The sequence below is a fragment of the Nonomuraea sp. NPDC005730 genome, from assembly GCF_040630865.1.
In the GTDB taxonomy this organism is placed as follows: Bacteria; Actinomycetota; Actinomycetes; order Streptosporangiales; family Streptosporangiaceae; genus Nonomuraea.
In genome coordinates this window covers 35,274-50,503 of the sequence record NZ_JBEXYK010000053.1, presented here as the reverse complement: position 1 = coordinate 50,503, position 15,230 = coordinate 35,274, and the positions used below count along the sequence as shown (strand labels likewise).

The window sequence follows — 15,230 nt, the reverse complement described above, 5'->3', positions numbered from 1 at the left end:
CAGGAGCAGGCCGGCCAGGCGGGCCTGACCCCGTCCGGGGATCGGTCGGTGGGGCTTACGCCGTCAGTGGCGGCGCGGGGCATACGATCGGCAGATGACCGAAAAGACCGAAACCGCGCCTGGATGGCTGGCACCCGAAGAGCTCGAGTCGGTGCGCGGCCAGTTGCCGATCCTCTACATCGACGCCGTGCCGGTACGGGTCGACGAGACCGGCGTGGTGACCCGCGTGGGCCTGCTGCTGCGGATCGCGGCGGACGGGACGGTCAGCCGGGCGCTGGTCTCGGGGCGGGTGCTGCACCACGAGCGCATCCGCGACGCGCTGCTGCGCCACCTGGAGAAGGACCTCGGGCCCGTCGCCCTTCCCCGCATCCCCGTCTCGCCGCAGCCCTTCACCGTCGCCGAGTACTTCCCGACGCCGGGCGTCACGCCGTACCACGACCCGCGCCAGCACGCGGTGTCGCTGGCCTACATCGTGCCCGTGGCCGGTGACTGCCGTCCCCGGCAGGACGCCCTGGACCTGGTCTGGTTCACCCCCGAGGAGGCTTCCTCGCCGGCCGTGCAGCAGGAGATGACCGGGGGCCAGGGGGTACTGCTCAGGCAGGCGCTGGCCCACGTGGGCCGGCTGGTCTAGCGCCACTCCGGTACGGCCCGGCGTCGGGAGTGACCGCCGCCGGGTCTTACGTGCCGGTCGGCACGTACACCAGTTCGAGGACTCCCGACGGGAAGACCGTGCTCTTCACCAGGCGCAGGTTCACCGCCTGGTCCAGCTCGGGGAACAGCGGCGCACCCTTGCCGGTGACGGCGGGCAGCACCCACAACCGGTACTCGTCGACCACGCCGAGCCTGATCAGCGAGTGCATGAACGCCGTGCCGCCGGCGGCGACGAGGGCCTTGCCGGGCTCGGCCTTGAGCCTGGCGATCTCCTCCGCCGTGTCACCGGCGGCGATCCGGGTCTCGGGCCAGTCGTCGGCCGACTTCAGGGTGCGGGAGAAGACGACCTTGGGGATCTCGTTCATCGCCCTGGCGGACGGGTGGTCGGAGCCCGGCCAGTATCCGGCCATGATCTCGTAGGTGTTGCGGCCCATGAGGAAGGCCCCGGCCTCCCACAGCCGGCTGACGAAGTACTCCTCCTGCTCCGGGTCGTCGATGCTCATCATGACGTCCCGGATCCCGTTGTCCCCGTCCGCGCTCTTGCCGTCGAGCGAGACGTAGAAACCCAAGATCAGCTTACGCATCCGATGCCTCCATGTGTTCCGTCCCGCGCCCGGAGGATCCCGGCACGGTGTGGCCAGGCCTCCCACACACACTCAGACCGCCGGTGCCCGCAGAACTCATCGCGCCGGGCGCCGGCTCCTGAAGACGACCCATCCCCGAGTGCTCGGTCCTGCACGGATCCTCAACGGGAACTCAACGTCGGCCGCCCTAACTTGCCCGTACGACATCCGGTACGACAAGGGAGGAAGACGTCATGAGGACGATCACCAAGCTCGGGACGGCGGCTGCGGCGGGGGCGTTCGCGCTCGCGCTGTCCGCCGGGACGCCCGCCACGGCGGCCACGGCGGCCACTTCGACCACTTCGACCACTTCGGCGGCGGGTGCCACCGTCTTCGCCGTCCCGGTCTCCGCGCAGGCCGTCACGGCCACGTGGACGCAGGCCGCCGGCCCGCGCCCCAGCGTCCGGTGGTTGTGCGGCAAGCCGGTCATCAAGAAGCTGGTCCCGGCGTGCTCGCACGGCAGGTGGGAGCCGGTCACCATCAAGAAGATGCGCTGCGTGCAGGGACACGCGCCCTACGTGGGCTGGACGGGGCCGTCCAAGCTCGCCTACTGGGCGATGAAGTGCTTCAGGACGAGCGAGTGGGAGAAGTGGTGACCACCTCCCCCGCCGCTTCCCCCCCGCCTCCCCGCCACCTCACCCGCCGCCTCGCCGGGCGAGGAGCCGTCACCCCATGCTCGGCTCCGTCTCCTCCACCGCCTGCGCTGCCCAGGTGGCGAGCTTGTGCCTGGTGGTCTGCGTGTGGGGGTGGTCGGCCCCCATGACGCGTTCGCGGATGGGGAGGAGGGCGGCGAGCTGGTCGCGGGCGGCGGTCGCGTCTCCGGCCTGCCCGGTCCAGTCGGCCAGCTGGTTTCGGGTGGCCAGCGTGGCGGGGTGTTCGGCGCCCAGGACACGCGCACGGACGGGGAGCAGGGCGGTGAGCTGGTCGCGCGCGGCGGCCGCGTCGCCGGCCTGCCCGGTGAAGCAGGCGACGTTGTGCCGGGTGGTCAGGGTGGCGCGATGTTCTGCGCCGAGGACGCGTTCCTGGATGGCGAGCAGGGCGGCGCACTGGTCGCGGGCGGCGGCCGTGTCCCCCGCCTGCCCCGTCCAACGGGCGAGCTGGTTCCGGGAGGCCAGCATCGCGGGATGTTCGGCGCCCAGGACACGCTCCTGGACAGGGAGCAGGGCGGTGAGCTGGTCGCGCGCGGCGGCCGCGTCCCCGGCCCGCCCGGTCCAGTAGGCGAGGTTGTGCCGGGTGGTCAGGGTGGCGGGATGTTCGGCGCCGAGGACGCGTTCCTGGATGGCGAGCAGGGCGGCGCACTGGTCTCGGGCGGCGGGCGCGTCTCCGGCCTGCCCCGTCCAGCGGGCGAGCTGATTTCGGCTGGTCAGGGTGTTGGGATGTTCGGCGCCCAGAACGCGTTCCTCGACGGGCAGTAGAGGGGTGAGCTGGTCGCGGGCGGCGGCGGCGTCCCCGGCCCGCCCGGTCCAACAGGCGAGGTTGTGCCGGGTGGCCAGGGTCTCGGGATGTTCGGCGCCCAGGACACGTTCGCGGACGGGGAGCAGGACGGCGTACTGGTCGCGGGCGGCGGCCGCGTCCCCGGCCTCCCCCGTCCAGCGGGCGAGGTTGTGCCGGGTGGCCAGGGTGCCCAGGTGTTCGACGCCGAGGACACGTTCTTCGATCGGAAGCAGAGCGGCGTACTGGTCTCGGGCGGCGGCCGCGTCTCCCGACCGTCCCGTCCAGTCGGCGAGATTGTGCCGGGTGGTCAGGACGTTGGCATGTTCGATGCCCTGGACACGTTCGCGGATGGGGAGCAGGACGGCGAGCTGGTCGCGGGCGGCGGCGGTGTCCCCTGCCTGCCCGGTCCAGTAGGCGAGGTTGTGCCGGGTGGTCAGCGTGCCCGGGTGTTCGGCGCCCAGGACGCGTTCCGCGACGGGGAGTAGAGCGGTGAGCTCGTCGCGGGCGGCGGCCGCATCCCCCGCCCGTCCCGTCCAGTCCGCGAGATTGTGCCGGGTGGTCAGGATGTCGGGGTGTTCGGCGCCCAGGACGCGTTCGCGGACAGGGAGCAGGGCGGCGAGCTGGTCACGGGCGGCGGCCGCATCCCCTGTCTGTCCCGTCCAGCGGGCGAGGTTGTGCCGGGTGGCCAGGGTGCCCAGGTGTTCGACGCCCAGGACACGTTCTTCGACGGCGAGCAGGGCGGTGAGCTCGTCGCGGGCGGCGGCCGCATCCCCGGCCTGCCCCGTCCAGTCGGCGAGGTTGTGCCGGGTGGCCAGGGTGTTGGGATGTTCGGCGCCCAGGACACGTTCTTCGACGGGGAGGAGGGCGGCGAGCTGGTCGCGGGCGGCGGCCGCATCCCCGGCCTGCCCCGTCCAGCGGGCGAGCTGGTTCCGGGTGGCCAGGGTCGCGGGATGTTCGGCGCCCAGGACACGTTCGCGGACCGGCAGCAGGACGGCCAGCTGGTCGCGAGCGGCGGCCGCGTCCCCCGCCTGCCCGGTGCAGATGGCGAGCTTGTGCTGAAAGACCATGGTCCGCGGGTGTTCGGCGCCCAGTGTCGCCACCGCGTGGGTGTGGCAGTCCTGCTCAAGCTGGACGGCAGCGGTGTAGTCACCGCTCGCGGCAAGATAGGTGGCCAGCCGGTGCAGGCCCGGGGAGTCCAGCGGCAGCATGCTCCGGGCGTGCGGCAGCAGTGCCTGACAGACGGGCCAGGCGCCGATCGTGCCCGGATCGTCGGGGAGCGCGGCCAGGACCAGGGCCCTGGCGGTGTCACGAACCTGAGCACGCCGGCCGGGCGTGAGCTGGTGCAAGGTGACGGCCTGGACCAGCCGGTGAACGCTGACCAGGTCCTCCGGCCGGCCGGGCACGAGCTCGACGGGGCTGGGCGTGAGGGTGACCAGGCTGTAGGACTCCAGCAGTGCCAGCGCCTCGCCGACCTGCAACGGGTCGGCCTCGGGCAGGCCGTCCAGGACGGAGCAGGGCAGGTTGTCGGGGGCGAAACAGGCCAGCAGGTTCAGCACGTCGATGGCCAGCGGGTTGATGGCGGCGATGCGGCTGTGGCTGAGCGTCAGCACCTTGGCCAGCACGCGTTCGGCGTCGCCGCCGGCCGTCGCGGCGGCGTACATCCGGGCGGGGACGGTCGTCAGCGTCTCCAGGTAGGTGGCCAGGGTCATGCGGGGGGTGCGGGCGATGTAGGCGCCGGCCTGGGTCAGGGCCAGCGGCAGGTCTCCCAGCTGTGCGGCCAGTTCCCCCAGCCGGCCGGTGTCGGTGGAGTCCGGCGCGCCGATCAGGTCGGCCAGCAGGGCGATCGCGGCCGGGCGGGGCAACAGCTCCAGCCGGAGCGGGGTGATGTTCAGGCGCTGCCAGCCGATGTCGCGTCGGGTGGTGATCAGCACGTGGCCATGGGCCAGGCGGGCCAGGTACGGCTCGACGTCGGCGACGTCTTCGACGTTGTCGAGGACGACCAGCCAGCCGGGGTGGGCGGCCAGCCAGCTCAGCGCCCAGGCGGCGGCCTCCTCCACGGTGGCCTGCTCGGCGGCCACCGAGTCGATGCCGCAGGTCAGCGCGCGGGCCAGGGCGGCCAGTCCGGCGCGGATCCGGTCGGGGCCGTCGGCGTCGATCCACCACACCAGGTCGTGGTCATGGCGATGGCGGTGGGCGTACTGCAGGGCCAGCTCGCTCTTGCCGACGCCGCCCAGGCCGAGCACGGCCTGACTGATCACGCCGGGTCCCGCGGCATCCTGCAACGTCCGGCGCAGGGCGGTCAGGGCGGCGTCCCGGCCGACGAAGGCCGCCACGGGAGGGCGCGGCAGGCCGGACAGCCCGGCCGGGACCCGCACGCCGCCGGCCGGGGGCAGCGACCGTCGCGGGTCCTGCTGGAAGATCTCGTTGATGGTCTGGTCGCCGACCGCCTGGTAGACCCGGCCCTGTTCACGGGCGGTGCCGTCCATCCGGACGTCCGGCAGCTCCTCGGGATCCGGCGGGGTGGTCATCGTTCGTCGACGCCCTGGTTGCCGGCCGACGTCTTCGACATGTCTCCAGGGTGCCCTCGAACCGGCGGAAGCGGAGCGGAAGTAGCGAAGGCGTTACCAGTCCTGCCAGACCGGCCGCCGCGCCACGATGGTGATCGCCCGCGCCGGATCGCGGCGAGGTGCCACGGTTCCCGGCCGAGCGGAGGACGAGCGCGGGGCGGTTGCCGCGCCCGTCCTGCTTGGACCGCGCACCGCGCCCCGGCGAGCACCTGCTCCAACCGTCTCAGGGGCGTTCGGCGCCCCTTCGTACCCAGTGGTAGAGCGGGTCGCCGGGGCAGTCGGTGTCGTAGCCGTCCCGGTGGCCCTTGACCTCGTCGCCGGCGTCGCCGTGCTCGCGCAGGTACTCGATGGCGTCGACGAGGGCGTTGAGCAGGTCGTCGTTCGGATCGGTGAACCCGGTGTTGCCGAGCAGGGCGAGCACGGCGTAGTGGCCGGAGTTGAGCCCCGGGCCGTTGGCGGCGGGCAGGACGTGCGGACCCCGGCCCATGAAGGTGCGCCGGTGCGGGCAGCACACCATGTTGTAGCCGAGGTCGATGTAGGTCTCGCCGCGCCCGCCGGACATGTGCATGCGCTGGATGTCCCTGACCAGGTCGACGCACTTGTCGTGGTTGTCGGCGTCCGGCAGGTCGGAGGGCACCTTCCCGCCGGTGTAGTGGATCTTGACGCCTCTGGTGGAGGCCAGCCGGGTGTAGCTGGTGGTGGGCTTCTTGGCGTGCCAGTCGGCACGGGTGATCAGCTGCATGTGGTGTCTCTCCTGGTAGACGATGCCTCGCCACCAGAATGTCAACTTAAAGTAGCCGTGTCATCACTTTTTGTCACTAGATTCACGTGCCACCAAAGAAAGACTTCCATGCTGGTCAGGCCGCCCCCGCACCGGTTCACCCCCGCTTGTGGACCGTACGGTCGTGGACGACCGCGTACGTGTTGCGCAGGGCCGCCATCGACTCGTCGTAACTGGCCGCGGCCACGCCGGTGAACAGGCAGTCGACGACCATGAGCTGGGCGATGCGGCTGCCGAGCGCGCCGGAGCGGAACTGGGTCTCGCGGGCGGCCGTCGTCAGCGTCACGTCGGCGGTGGCGGCCAGCGGCGAGTCGCGGAAGTTCGTGATCGCCACCGTGGCCGCGCCCGACCGGCGGGCGATGGCCAGGAACTCGACCGTGTCCACGGTCGCGCCGGTGTGCGAGACCGCGACGGCCACGCAGCCGGCGTCGAGCGTGGCCGCCGACGTCCAGGCCGAGTGGGCGTCGTGCCAGTTGATCGCGGTACGCCCGATGCGCGAGAGCTTCTGCTGCAGATCGAGGCCGACCAGCGCGCTCGCGCCCACGCCGAAGGTGTCGATCCGGCGCGCGGCCAGCAGCAGGGAGACCGCCCTGCCCAGGGCCTGCATGTCGAGGGAGCGGGCCGTGTCGGCGATGGACAGCGTCTCGTTGGTGGCGACCTTGGAGACGATGCCCTCCAGGCTGTCGTGGCGGTCGATGTCGCCCGACACCTCCGGCAGGCTCGACGTGGTCAGCTCCTCCCGGGCGGCGGCCCTGGTCAGGTCGATCCGGAAGTCCTTGAAGTGGGCGTATCCCATGCGCTGGTAGAAGCGCACGACCGAGGTCGTCGAGGTGGCGCAGCGGGCGGCCAGCTCGGCGATGGACAGGTTCGCGGCGGCGGCCGGGTCGCCGGTGAACGTCTCGGCGATGCGCCGCTCCGACGGCCGTAATGCGGGCATGGCCGCACGGATGCGGATCAGCAGGCTTCCGTCGTCCTCGACCATTCGTCATCCATCCCTGTTGAGGAAATTTAGTACACCAGTGGTAGGGTCTGCGTAATTTTATGACCTACTGCCCCTGAGGAGACCACATGCCCCGTGGCGCGCTCTCCGCGATCGGCGCCGCCGCAGTGCTGTCCATCGCCCTGACCTCCTGTTCATCGTCTTCCGGGCCCGCGACCAGCACCGGCGCCACGGGCAAGTCCGGCGGCGCCCTGGTCGTCGGCGTGACCTCCGACCCCGACACGCTCTTTCCCTGGAAGGCCACCCAGTTCACGGCCGTGAACGTGTTGCAGAACATCTACGGCACCCTCACCGAGTTCGACAAGGACCTGAACGTCGTGCCGGGCCTGGCCGAGTCGTGGCAGGCCGCCGAGGACGGCAAGAAGCTGACCCTCACCCTGCGCAAGGGCGTGACCTTCGGCGACGGCAGCGCGTTCGACTCCAAGGACGTCAAGGCGTCCCTGGACAAGATCATGGACGAGAAGACGGCGGCCGTGGCGCGGGCGTCGCTGGCATCGGTGAAGTCCGTCGAGGCCCCCGACGAGAGCACGGTGGTGCTGGAGCTGACCGGCCCCGACGCCGCGCTCCCGGCGAACCTGGCCACCGTCAACATGGCGATGCTCTCCTCCGACGACACCGAGGAGAAGCTCAACGCCACCCCCAACGGCACCGGCCCGTTCACGCTGGGCAAGCGCGTCCCGAGCCAGTCGCTGACGCTGGCCAGGAACGACAAGTACTGGGGCGCCGAGAAGCCCAAGGTGGGCAGCGTCGAGTTCCGGGTGATCCCGGACGAGTCGTCCATCGTCTCGGCCATGCAGTCGGGCAACGTGCAGCTCGCGGTCTTCAACGACCCGCTGGTCGCCCAGACCGCGCAGGGCGGCGGCACGATCACCGTCACCAAGACGCCGCAGCTCAGTTACCACGCCCTCCAGCTCAACGCGCAGCGCGGCGACCTCAAGGACGTCAACGTGCGCCTGGCGATCCAGTGCGCGATCGACCGCAAGCAGGTGCTCGACACCGCCGCGCTCGGCGAGGGCGAGGTGACCGGGCCGATCACCGCCCCGGCCTTCAAGTCCGACCCGGCCAAGCGTCCCTGCCCGAGCCGCGACCTGGCCAAGGCCGCCGAGTACCTCGGCAAGGCGGGCAAGTCCGGCGGTGTGACGGTCAAGGCCATCGTCTCCCAGGGCGAGTACGCCACCTCCGTGAACGAGGCCCAGAACCTCAAGGCGCAGCTCGCCGAGGCGAAGATCACCCTGGACCTGGAGGTGCTGGAGTCCGGCGCGTTCGTGGACCGCTGGGTGGCGGCCGACTTCGACGCCGCCGTCGCGCTCAACGGCGGACGCCCGGACCCCGACGGCTCCTACGGCCGCTACTTCACCAGCAAGGGCAACCTGAACAAGGTCGCCGGGTACAGCTCGCCGGAGCTGGACAAGCTGTTCGCCGAGGGCAAGGCCACGACCGACCCGGCCGCCCGCAAGGCGATCTACGAGAAGGTCTCGGCCGAGCTGGAGGCCAACGCGCCCTGGATCTGGCTGTTCACCAGCTACACCTACACCGGCACCACCTCGAACGTGTCCGGGTTCGTACCGATGGTCAGCGGGTCGCTGCAGTACCTGCGCACGACGTCCGTCGCCTGATGCGCCGGATCCTCGCCAACCGGGCCGTCCGGCGCGTGGCCTCGACGATCGGCACCCTGTTCGGGGTGGCCGTGTTCGTCTTCGTCATGCTCCGGGCGATCCCCGGCGACCAGATCACCGCGGGGCTCGGCACGGAGGCGGCCGCACTCACCCCGGCGCAGCGCGTGGCCCTGGAGCAGTACTACGGGCTGGACCAGTCGCCGGTCACGCAGTTCTTCTCCTGGCTGGGCAACATGCTCACCGGCAACTTCGGCTACTCGGCCCGCTCGCAGCAGGGCGTGCTGGAGATGACGCTGCACTCGCTGCCGGTGACGTTCGAGCTGGCGGTGTTCTCGATCGTGCTGGCGCTGCTGCTGGGCGTGCCGCTCGGCATGTTGTCGGCGTCCAGGACGAACTCGCCGCGGGACGCCTTCGGCCAGGTCGTGAGCCTGGCCGGGCTGTCGGTCCCGGCGTTCCTGCTGGCCACGACGCTGCTGTCGATCTTCGCGGCGTCGTTCGGCTTCAACCCCAACGGCCAGGGCTTCGCCACGCTCGCCGAGGACCCGCTGCTCAACCTGCGACAGATGTTCCTGCCCGCGATCGTGCTCGGCTTCGGCATCGCCGCGCCGATCCTGCGCACCACCCGTACGGCGGTGCTGGAGGTGCGCTCGGAGGACTTCGTGCGCACCGCCCGCGCCAAGGGCGTGCCGCCGCGCCGCCTGCAGGTCAGGCACGTGCTGGGCAACGCGCTGGTGCCGATCGTGACGATGACCGGGCTGCAGTTCGGCTACCTGCTCGGCGGCGCGGTCGTGGTCGAGCAGATCTTCTCCGTGCCCGGCGTGGGCCGGCAGGTGCTGCTCGGCATCCAGCAGAAGGAGTACGCGGTCGTGCAGAGCACGGTCCTGGTCATCGCGCTGGCGTTCGTGCTGGTCAACCTGCTGACCGACGGGCTGTACCGGATCATCGACCCGCGGGTGAGGGCGTCGTGACCGCGCTGCGCAGGAGCCCCGCCATGCTGGCGGGCACGATCGTGCTGCTGGTGCTGGCCGTGGTGGCGGCGCTGTCGTACGCCGGGCTGCTGCCCTACGACCCGATCGCCCAGAACCCGCCCGAGCGGTTCCTGTCGCCGTCCGGGACGCACCTGTTCGGCACCGACCAGTTCGGCCGGGACGTCTTCTCCCGGGTGGCGGCCGGGGTCGGCAACTCGGCGCTCATCGCGGTGGTCGCGGTGGCCTTCGCCACCGTGGTCGGCACGCTGGGCGGCCTGGTGTCCGGTTTCTACCGCGGCTTCGCCGACGGCGCCATCGGCGGCGTGACGAACGTGCTGTTCGCGTTCCCGCCGCTGCTGCTCGCGCTCTCGCTGGCCTCGGTGCTGGACCGCAACTGGTTCACGGTCGCCGTCGCCATCGCGATCGTGTACGTCCCCATCTTCATCCGTGTCACGCGCGGCCCCGTGCTCTCCCTCCGGGAGATCGAGTACGTCAAGGCCGCGGTCTCCACCGGCCAGAGCCGCTGGCAGATCATGCTCAGGCACGTGCTGCCCAACATCACCTCGATCATCGTCATCCAGGTGGCGCTGTCGTTGTCGTGGGCGGTGCTGACCGAGGCGTCGCTGAGCTTCCTCGGCCTGGGCACGCCGCCGCCCGCCCCCTCGCTGGGCTCGATGATCTTCGAGGCGCGCAGCCTGGTCTTCATCGCCCCCTGGACGCTGATCGCGCCGGGCGCGGTCGTCGTGCTGCTGGTGGTGGGCCTGAACCTGCTCGGCGACGGCCTGCGTGACACTCTCGACCCCAGAACCCGAGGCAAGCGGTGAACCTCTCAGAACTGACCACCGAATCGGCCGACCCGCGCTTCGCGGGCATCGACACCATGACCGTGGCCGAGCTCGCCGCGACCATGAACGCGGCCGACGCCACCGTCCCGGCCGCGGTCGCCGCGGCGCTGCCGCAGATCACCCGGGCCATCGAGGCCGCCGCCGAGCTGGTACGGGCCGGCGGCCGGCTGGTCTACGTGGGCGCGGGCACGCCGGGCCGGCTCGGCGTGCTGGACGCCTCCGAATGCCCGCCCACCTTCAGCACCCCGCCCGAGCAGGTCTTCGCCGTCATCGCCGGCGGCGAGCGGGCGATCGTGCACCCGTGCGAGGGCGCCGAGGACGACGCGGGGGCCGGCGCGGCGGCGATCGACGCGGCCGGCATCGGGCCGCTGGACACGGTGGTGGGCATCGCCTCCAGCGGGCGCACGCCGTACGTGCTGGGCGCGGTACGGCGGGCCCGCGAGCGCGGCGCGCTGACCGTCGGCCTGTCCTGCAACCCGGGCACCCCGCTCACCGGCGAGGCCGAGCACGCGATCGAGGTGCTGGTCGGGCCCGAGGTGGTCAGCGGCTCGACCCGGCTCAAGGCGGGCACGGCGCAGAAGCTCGTGCTCAACATGTTCTCGACCATCGTCATGGTCCGGCTCGGCAAGACGTACGGGAACCTGATGGTCGACGTCAAGGCCAGCAACGGCAAGCTCAGGGAACGGGCGATCAGGATCGTGCGCACGATCGCCGGTGTGGACCGCGAGGAGGCGGAACGCGTGCTCGACCAGCATGGTTTCAACGTCAAGCAGGCGGTGCTCGGCGCCCGGCTCGGGCTCGGGCCGCGGGAGGCCGCGGCGCTGCTGGACCGCAGCGAGGGACGGCTGCGCGTGGCGCTGGGAGAGCCGGCATGAAGATCCTCGGCATGATCTCCGGCACCTCGCACGACGGCATCGACGTGGCCCTGGTCGACTTCGCCCTGGACGGCGACGTGCTGACCGGCCGCGTGCTGCACACCGCGAGCACCCCGTACCCGGACGAACTGCGCGCCCGGCTGGTGGCCGCGCTGCCGCCCGCACCCGTCACGCTGGCCGAGGTGTGCGTGCTCGACACGCTCATCGGCCAGTGCTTCGCCGAGGCCGCCGCGGCCGCGGCCGAGCAGGCCGGTCCGGCCGACCTGATCGTCTCCCACGGCCAGACGGTCTTCCACTGGGTGGAGGGCGCGCACGCGCGCGGCACCCTGCAGATCGGCCAGCCCGCCTGGATCGCCGAGCGCACCGGCGCGCCCGTGCTGTCGGACGTGCGCATCCGCGACATCACCGCCGGCGGGCACGGCGCCCCGCTGGTCTCCGTGCTCGACGACCTGCTGCTCGGCGGCCTGCTGCCGGACGGGCACGCGGGCGGCGCGGCGGCGCTCAACCTGGGCGGCATCTCCAACATGACCGTCGTGCGCGACGGCGGCCTGAGCGCCTACGACATCGGCCCGGCCAACGCCCTCATCGACGCCGTGGTGGCCGGCCGCGGCCTGAACCCGCGTGGCTTCGACGAGGGCGGCCGGATCGCCGCCTCCGGCCGGGTGGACGAGCGCCTGCTCGACGTGCTGCTCGACGAGCCGTACTACCGGCTGGCCGCGCCGAAGAGCACCGGCAAGGAGCTGTTCCACCTGGCCTACGTCGAGGCGGCGATCGCCAGGGCGGGCCGCGAGCCGTCCGGCCCCGACCTGGTGGCGACGCTGACCGAGCTGACGGTCCGCACGGTGGCGGCCGACGTCGCCGCGGCGGGCGTGGGCGTGCTGGTCGTCTCCGGCGGCGGCTGCCGCAACCCGGTCATCATGGACGGCCTGCGCGCCGCCCTGCCGGGCGTGCGGGTGTCGCTGTCCGACGAGCTCGGCGCCCCGGCCGACGACAAGGAGGCCATCGCCTTCGCGCTCATCGGCTGGCTGACCGCCCACGGCCTGCCGGGCACCGTCCCCGGCGGCACGGGTGCCGAGGCCGCCCGGGTGCTCGGCACGCTGACGCCCGGCGCGCACCCGCTCGTCCTGCCCGCCCCGCTGCCCACGCCGCCGCGCTCGCTGGTGCTGCGCCGGTGACCCCGGCCCCCGCCGCGCCGCCCGGCCCCGGGCCGGCGAGTCCCGCGCCCGGCCCGCCCGCGGGCCTGGTCCGGGCGGCCCGCACGCCGTGGTTCGACCTGACCGAGTGCACCGGCCACCGCACCGTGCGCCGGACGGACGGCGGCGCACTGGCCGGCGAGGCCCCCATGACCCTCGGCACGTACCACGACCTGGCCTCGGTCACCAAGGTCGTCGCCACCACGACGGCCCTCGTCCGCCTGGTCTCCGACCGCCTGGTGGACCTGGACGAGCGGGCGGCCGCGTACCTGCCGGAGGGCTGCCCCGAACAGGTCACCGTGCGGGACCTGCTGCTGCACCGGGCCGGGCTGTGGGAGTGGTGGCCGCTGTACCTCGACCCGCGGATGCCCGCCCCGCGCTACCCGCCCGGCCGCGAACGGCACTACTCCGACCTGGGCTTCATCCTGCTCGGCCGGGTGGTCGAGACCGTCACCGGCACGTCGCTGGACCGGGCGGTGGCCGAGCTGGTCACCGGCCCGCTGGGGCTGGCCGACACCACGTACGCGCGGCCGGCGGGGCCCGAGGTGGCCATGAGCGCCCTGGACGACCGGGTCGAGATGCGCATGCTCGACACCTCCGAGCCGTACCCGGTGCCCTTCCGCGGCGCGGACTTCGCCGGCTGGCGGCACGAGCCCGTGCTCGGCCAGGTCGCCGACGGCAACGCCTACCATGCCTTCGGCGGCGTGGCGGGCCACGCCGGGCTGTTCTCCACCGTCCCGGACCTGCTGCGGTACGCCGCCGCGCTGTCCCGCTACGAGGAGCACGACCGGCTGTGGCGGCCCGAGGTCGCCCGCGAGTTCTTCACCCCCGGCCCCGACCCCGGCCAGGCGCTCGGCTTCCGCACCTACCGGCTCGAGTTGCGGGAGGAGACCGTCACCGTGCTCGGCCACCCGGGCTACGTCGGGTGCGCCGTCGGGTTCGTCCCCGGCCGGGACATCGCGATCGCGCTGGCCGGCAACCGCCTGCTGACGACGGCCGCGCCGACGCCCACCGACGCCCTCTGGACCGGCCTGCTGCAGGCCATCACCCACCGATCGAGGACCGCATGACCCCGCTCCTGGAGATCCGCGACCTCTCCGTCGCCTTCCGCACCCGCAAGCAGGACGTCACCGTCGTCAAGAACGTCTCGATGGAGATCCTGCCGGGACAGACCGTGGCCGTGGTCGGCGAGTCGGGCTCGGGCAAGTCCACCACGGCCGCCGCGGTCAACCGGCTGCTGCCCGCGGGCGGGCGCATCACGACCGGCCAGGTGCTGTTCGACGGCCGCGACCTGGCCGGGGTGAGCGAACGGGAGATGACCGCCGTCCGGGGCGCGGGCATCGGCCTGGTGCCCCAGGACCCGATGTCCAACCTCAACCCGCTCATGCGCATCGGCGACCAGATCGCCGAGGCCCTGGAGGTGCACGGCCTCGCCGCGGGCAGGGCGGCGCGCGGGCGCGTGACCGAGCTGCTGGAGATGGTCGGCATCCCCGAGCCGGAGCGGCGGGCCGGGCAGTACCCGCACGAGTTCTCCGGCGGCATGCGGCAGCGGGCGCTCATCGCCATGGGCCTGGCCTGCCGTCCCAAGCTGCTCATCGCCGACGAGCCGACCTCGGCCCTGGACGTGACCGTGCAGCGGCGCATCCTCGACCAGCTCGGCCAGCTCACCGCCGAGATGGGCACGGCCGTCTTCCTCATCACGCACGACCTGGCGCTGGCCGCCGAGCGGGCCGACGTGGTGGCCGTCATGTACCGGGGCGAGATCGTGGAGACCGGACCGGCCGCCGAGCTGCTGGCCGACCCGCGGCACGAGTACACCCGGCGGCTGCTGAAGGCCGTGCCGAGCCTGTCGTCGGTGCGGGTGGCCGAGCCCGGCCCCGAGGAGAGTGCCGATGACCTGGTCGTGGTGGAGGACCTGCGCAAGGTGTTCCCGCTGCGGGGCGGCGCCGGGGAGTTCACGGCGGTGGACGGGGTCTCCTTCACGATCCCGCGCGGCCGTACCGTCTCGGTCGTGGGCGAGTCGGGCTCGGGCAAGTCGACCACCGCCAACCTGCTGCTCGGCCTGGACGGCATCACCTCCGGCCGGATCCTGTTCGACGGCACCGACCTGACCTCGCTCGGCCGCCGGGAGCTGTTCGCCTTCCGCCGCCGGGTGCAGCCGGTCTTCCAGAACCCGTACGCCTCGCTCGACCCCCGCTACACGGTCGAGAAGTCGATCGCCGAGCCGCTGCGCGTGCACCGCGTGGGCACCCCGGCCGAGCGCGCGCGGACCGTCGCCGAGCTGCTGGAGAAGGTGTCGCTGCCGGCGTCGGTGGCCGAGCGGCTGCCGCACGAGCTGTCCGGCGGCCAGCGGCAGCGGGTGGCCATCGCGCGGGCGCTGGCGCTCTCCCCCGAGCTGGTCGTGCTCGACGAGGCCGTCTCCGCGCTGGACGTGCTGGTCCAGGCCCAGATCCTGGAGCTGCTCGCCGAGCTGCAGCGCGACCTCGGGCTCAGTTACCTGTTCATCAGCCACGACCTGGCCGTCGTCCGGATGATCTCGCACCGGGTGCACGTGATGCAGGCGGGCCGGATCGTGGAGAGCGGCACGGCGGCCGAGATCTTCGGTTCGCCGCGGGCCGACTACACCCGGGAGCTGCTCGCCGCCATCCCTGGACGGGCCGCCTGATGGTAGGTTGGA

Annotated in this window: 13 protein-coding genes; 9 read left to right on the top strand and 4 right to left on the bottom strand. The window is 72.5% G+C overall.

The features are described from left to right. Positions 1-94 precede the first annotated feature (94 nt). The gene (locus tag ABZ444_RS38855; protein ID WP_358008436.1) at positions 95-631 is read left to right on the top strand and encodes an NUDIX hydrolase family protein; all 537 of its coding nucleotides are present in this window, start codon (positions 95-97) and stop codon (positions 629-631) included. Between the two features lie 46 nt (positions 632-677). On the opposite strand, the gene ABZ444_RS38850 is transcribed toward ABZ444_RS38855, so the two are convergent. Further along, entirely contained in the window at positions 678-1,235 is a 558-nt protein-coding gene (locus tag ABZ444_RS38850; RefSeq protein ID WP_358008433.1) for a dihydrofolate reductase family protein, read from the bottom strand. 233 nt (positions 1,236-1,468) lie between these two features. Between ABZ444_RS38850 and ABZ444_RS38845 the strand changes: the two genes are divergently transcribed. Next, positions 1,469-1,870 carry a hypothetical protein gene (locus ABZ444_RS38845; RefSeq protein WP_358008430.1) on the top strand — a complete coding sequence of 134 codons (402 nt, stop codon included), beginning with the start codon at positions 1,469-1,471 and terminating at the stop codon, positions 1,868-1,870. Between the two features lie 69 nt (positions 1,871-1,939). Here ABZ444_RS38845 and ABZ444_RS38840 read toward each other — a convergent pair whose 3' ends face one another. The 3 genes from ABZ444_RS38840 to ABZ444_RS38830 form a co-directional block, all read right to left on the bottom strand. Continuing rightward, the gene (locus ABZ444_RS38840; RefSeq protein WP_358008428.1) at positions 1,940-5,236 is read right to left on the bottom strand and encodes a tetratricopeptide repeat protein; all 3,297 of its coding nucleotides are present in this window, start codon (positions 5,234-5,236) and stop codon (positions 1,940-1,942) included. A 262-nt stretch (positions 5,237-5,498) separates the two neighbouring features. Then, a complete protein-coding gene (locus tag ABZ444_RS38835; RefSeq protein WP_358008425.1) occupies positions 5,499-6,017 on the bottom strand; it encodes a peptidoglycan recognition family protein in 519 nt (172 codons plus the stop codon). 136 nt (positions 6,018-6,153) lie between these two features. Next, positions 6,154-7,038 (bottom strand): MurR/RpiR family transcriptional regulator, encoded by an 885-nt coding sequence (locus ABZ444_RS38830; protein ID WP_358008422.1) that lies wholly within the window; start codon positions 7,036-7,038, stop codon positions 6,154-6,156. 86 nt (positions 7,039-7,124) lie between these two features. Between ABZ444_RS38830 and ABZ444_RS38825 the strand changes: the two genes are divergently transcribed. From ABZ444_RS38825 to ABZ444_RS38795, 7 genes are read left to right on the top strand one after another with little or no spacing between them, the layout of a single operon-like run. Further along, on the top strand, positions 7,125-8,672 hold the full coding sequence (locus ABZ444_RS38825; RefSeq protein WP_358008419.1) for an ABC transporter substrate-binding protein: 1,548 nt from the start codon (positions 7,125-7,127) through the stop codon (positions 8,670-8,672). Then, positions 8,672-9,640 carry an ABC transporter permease gene (locus tag ABZ444_RS38820; protein ID WP_358008416.1) on the top strand — a complete coding sequence of 323 codons (969 nt, stop codon included), beginning with the start codon at positions 8,672-8,674 and terminating at the stop codon, positions 9,638-9,640. Before ABZ444_RS38825 ends, ABZ444_RS38820 begins: the two co-directional genes overlap by 1 nt. Beyond that, positions 9,637-10,464 (top strand): ABC transporter permease, encoded by an 828-nt coding sequence (locus tag ABZ444_RS38815; protein ID WP_357986088.1) that lies wholly within the window; start codon positions 9,637-9,639, stop codon positions 10,462-10,464. The genes ABZ444_RS38820 and ABZ444_RS38815 overlap by 4 nt, the downstream gene beginning before the upstream one ends. Next, the gene (gene murQ, locus ABZ444_RS38810; RefSeq protein ID WP_358008413.1) at positions 10,461-11,360 is read left to right on the top strand and encodes an N-acetylmuramic acid 6-phosphate etherase; all 900 of its coding nucleotides are present in this window, start codon (positions 10,461-10,463) and stop codon (positions 11,358-11,360) included. The genes ABZ444_RS38815 and murQ overlap by 4 nt, the downstream gene beginning before the upstream one ends. Beyond that, positions 11,357-12,535 carry an anhydro-N-acetylmuramic acid kinase gene (locus tag ABZ444_RS38805; RefSeq protein ID WP_358008410.1) on the top strand — a complete coding sequence of 393 codons (1,179 nt, stop codon included), beginning with the start codon at positions 11,357-11,359 and terminating at the stop codon, positions 12,533-12,535. Before murQ ends, ABZ444_RS38805 begins: the two co-directional genes overlap by 4 nt. Then, the gene (locus ABZ444_RS38800; protein WP_358008407.1) at positions 12,532-13,623 is read left to right on the top strand and encodes a serine hydrolase domain-containing protein; all 1,092 of its coding nucleotides are present in this window, start codon (positions 12,532-12,534) and stop codon (positions 13,621-13,623) included. Before ABZ444_RS38805 ends, ABZ444_RS38800 begins: the two co-directional genes overlap by 4 nt. Then, the gene (locus ABZ444_RS38795) at positions 13,620-15,218 is read left to right on the top strand and encodes an ABC transporter ATP-binding protein (protein WP_358008404.1); all 1,599 of its coding nucleotides are present in this window, start codon (positions 13,620-13,622) and stop codon (positions 15,216-15,218) included. The genes ABZ444_RS38800 and ABZ444_RS38795 overlap by 4 nt, the downstream gene beginning before the upstream one ends. The last annotated feature ends 12 nt before the right edge of the window (positions 15,219-15,230 follow it).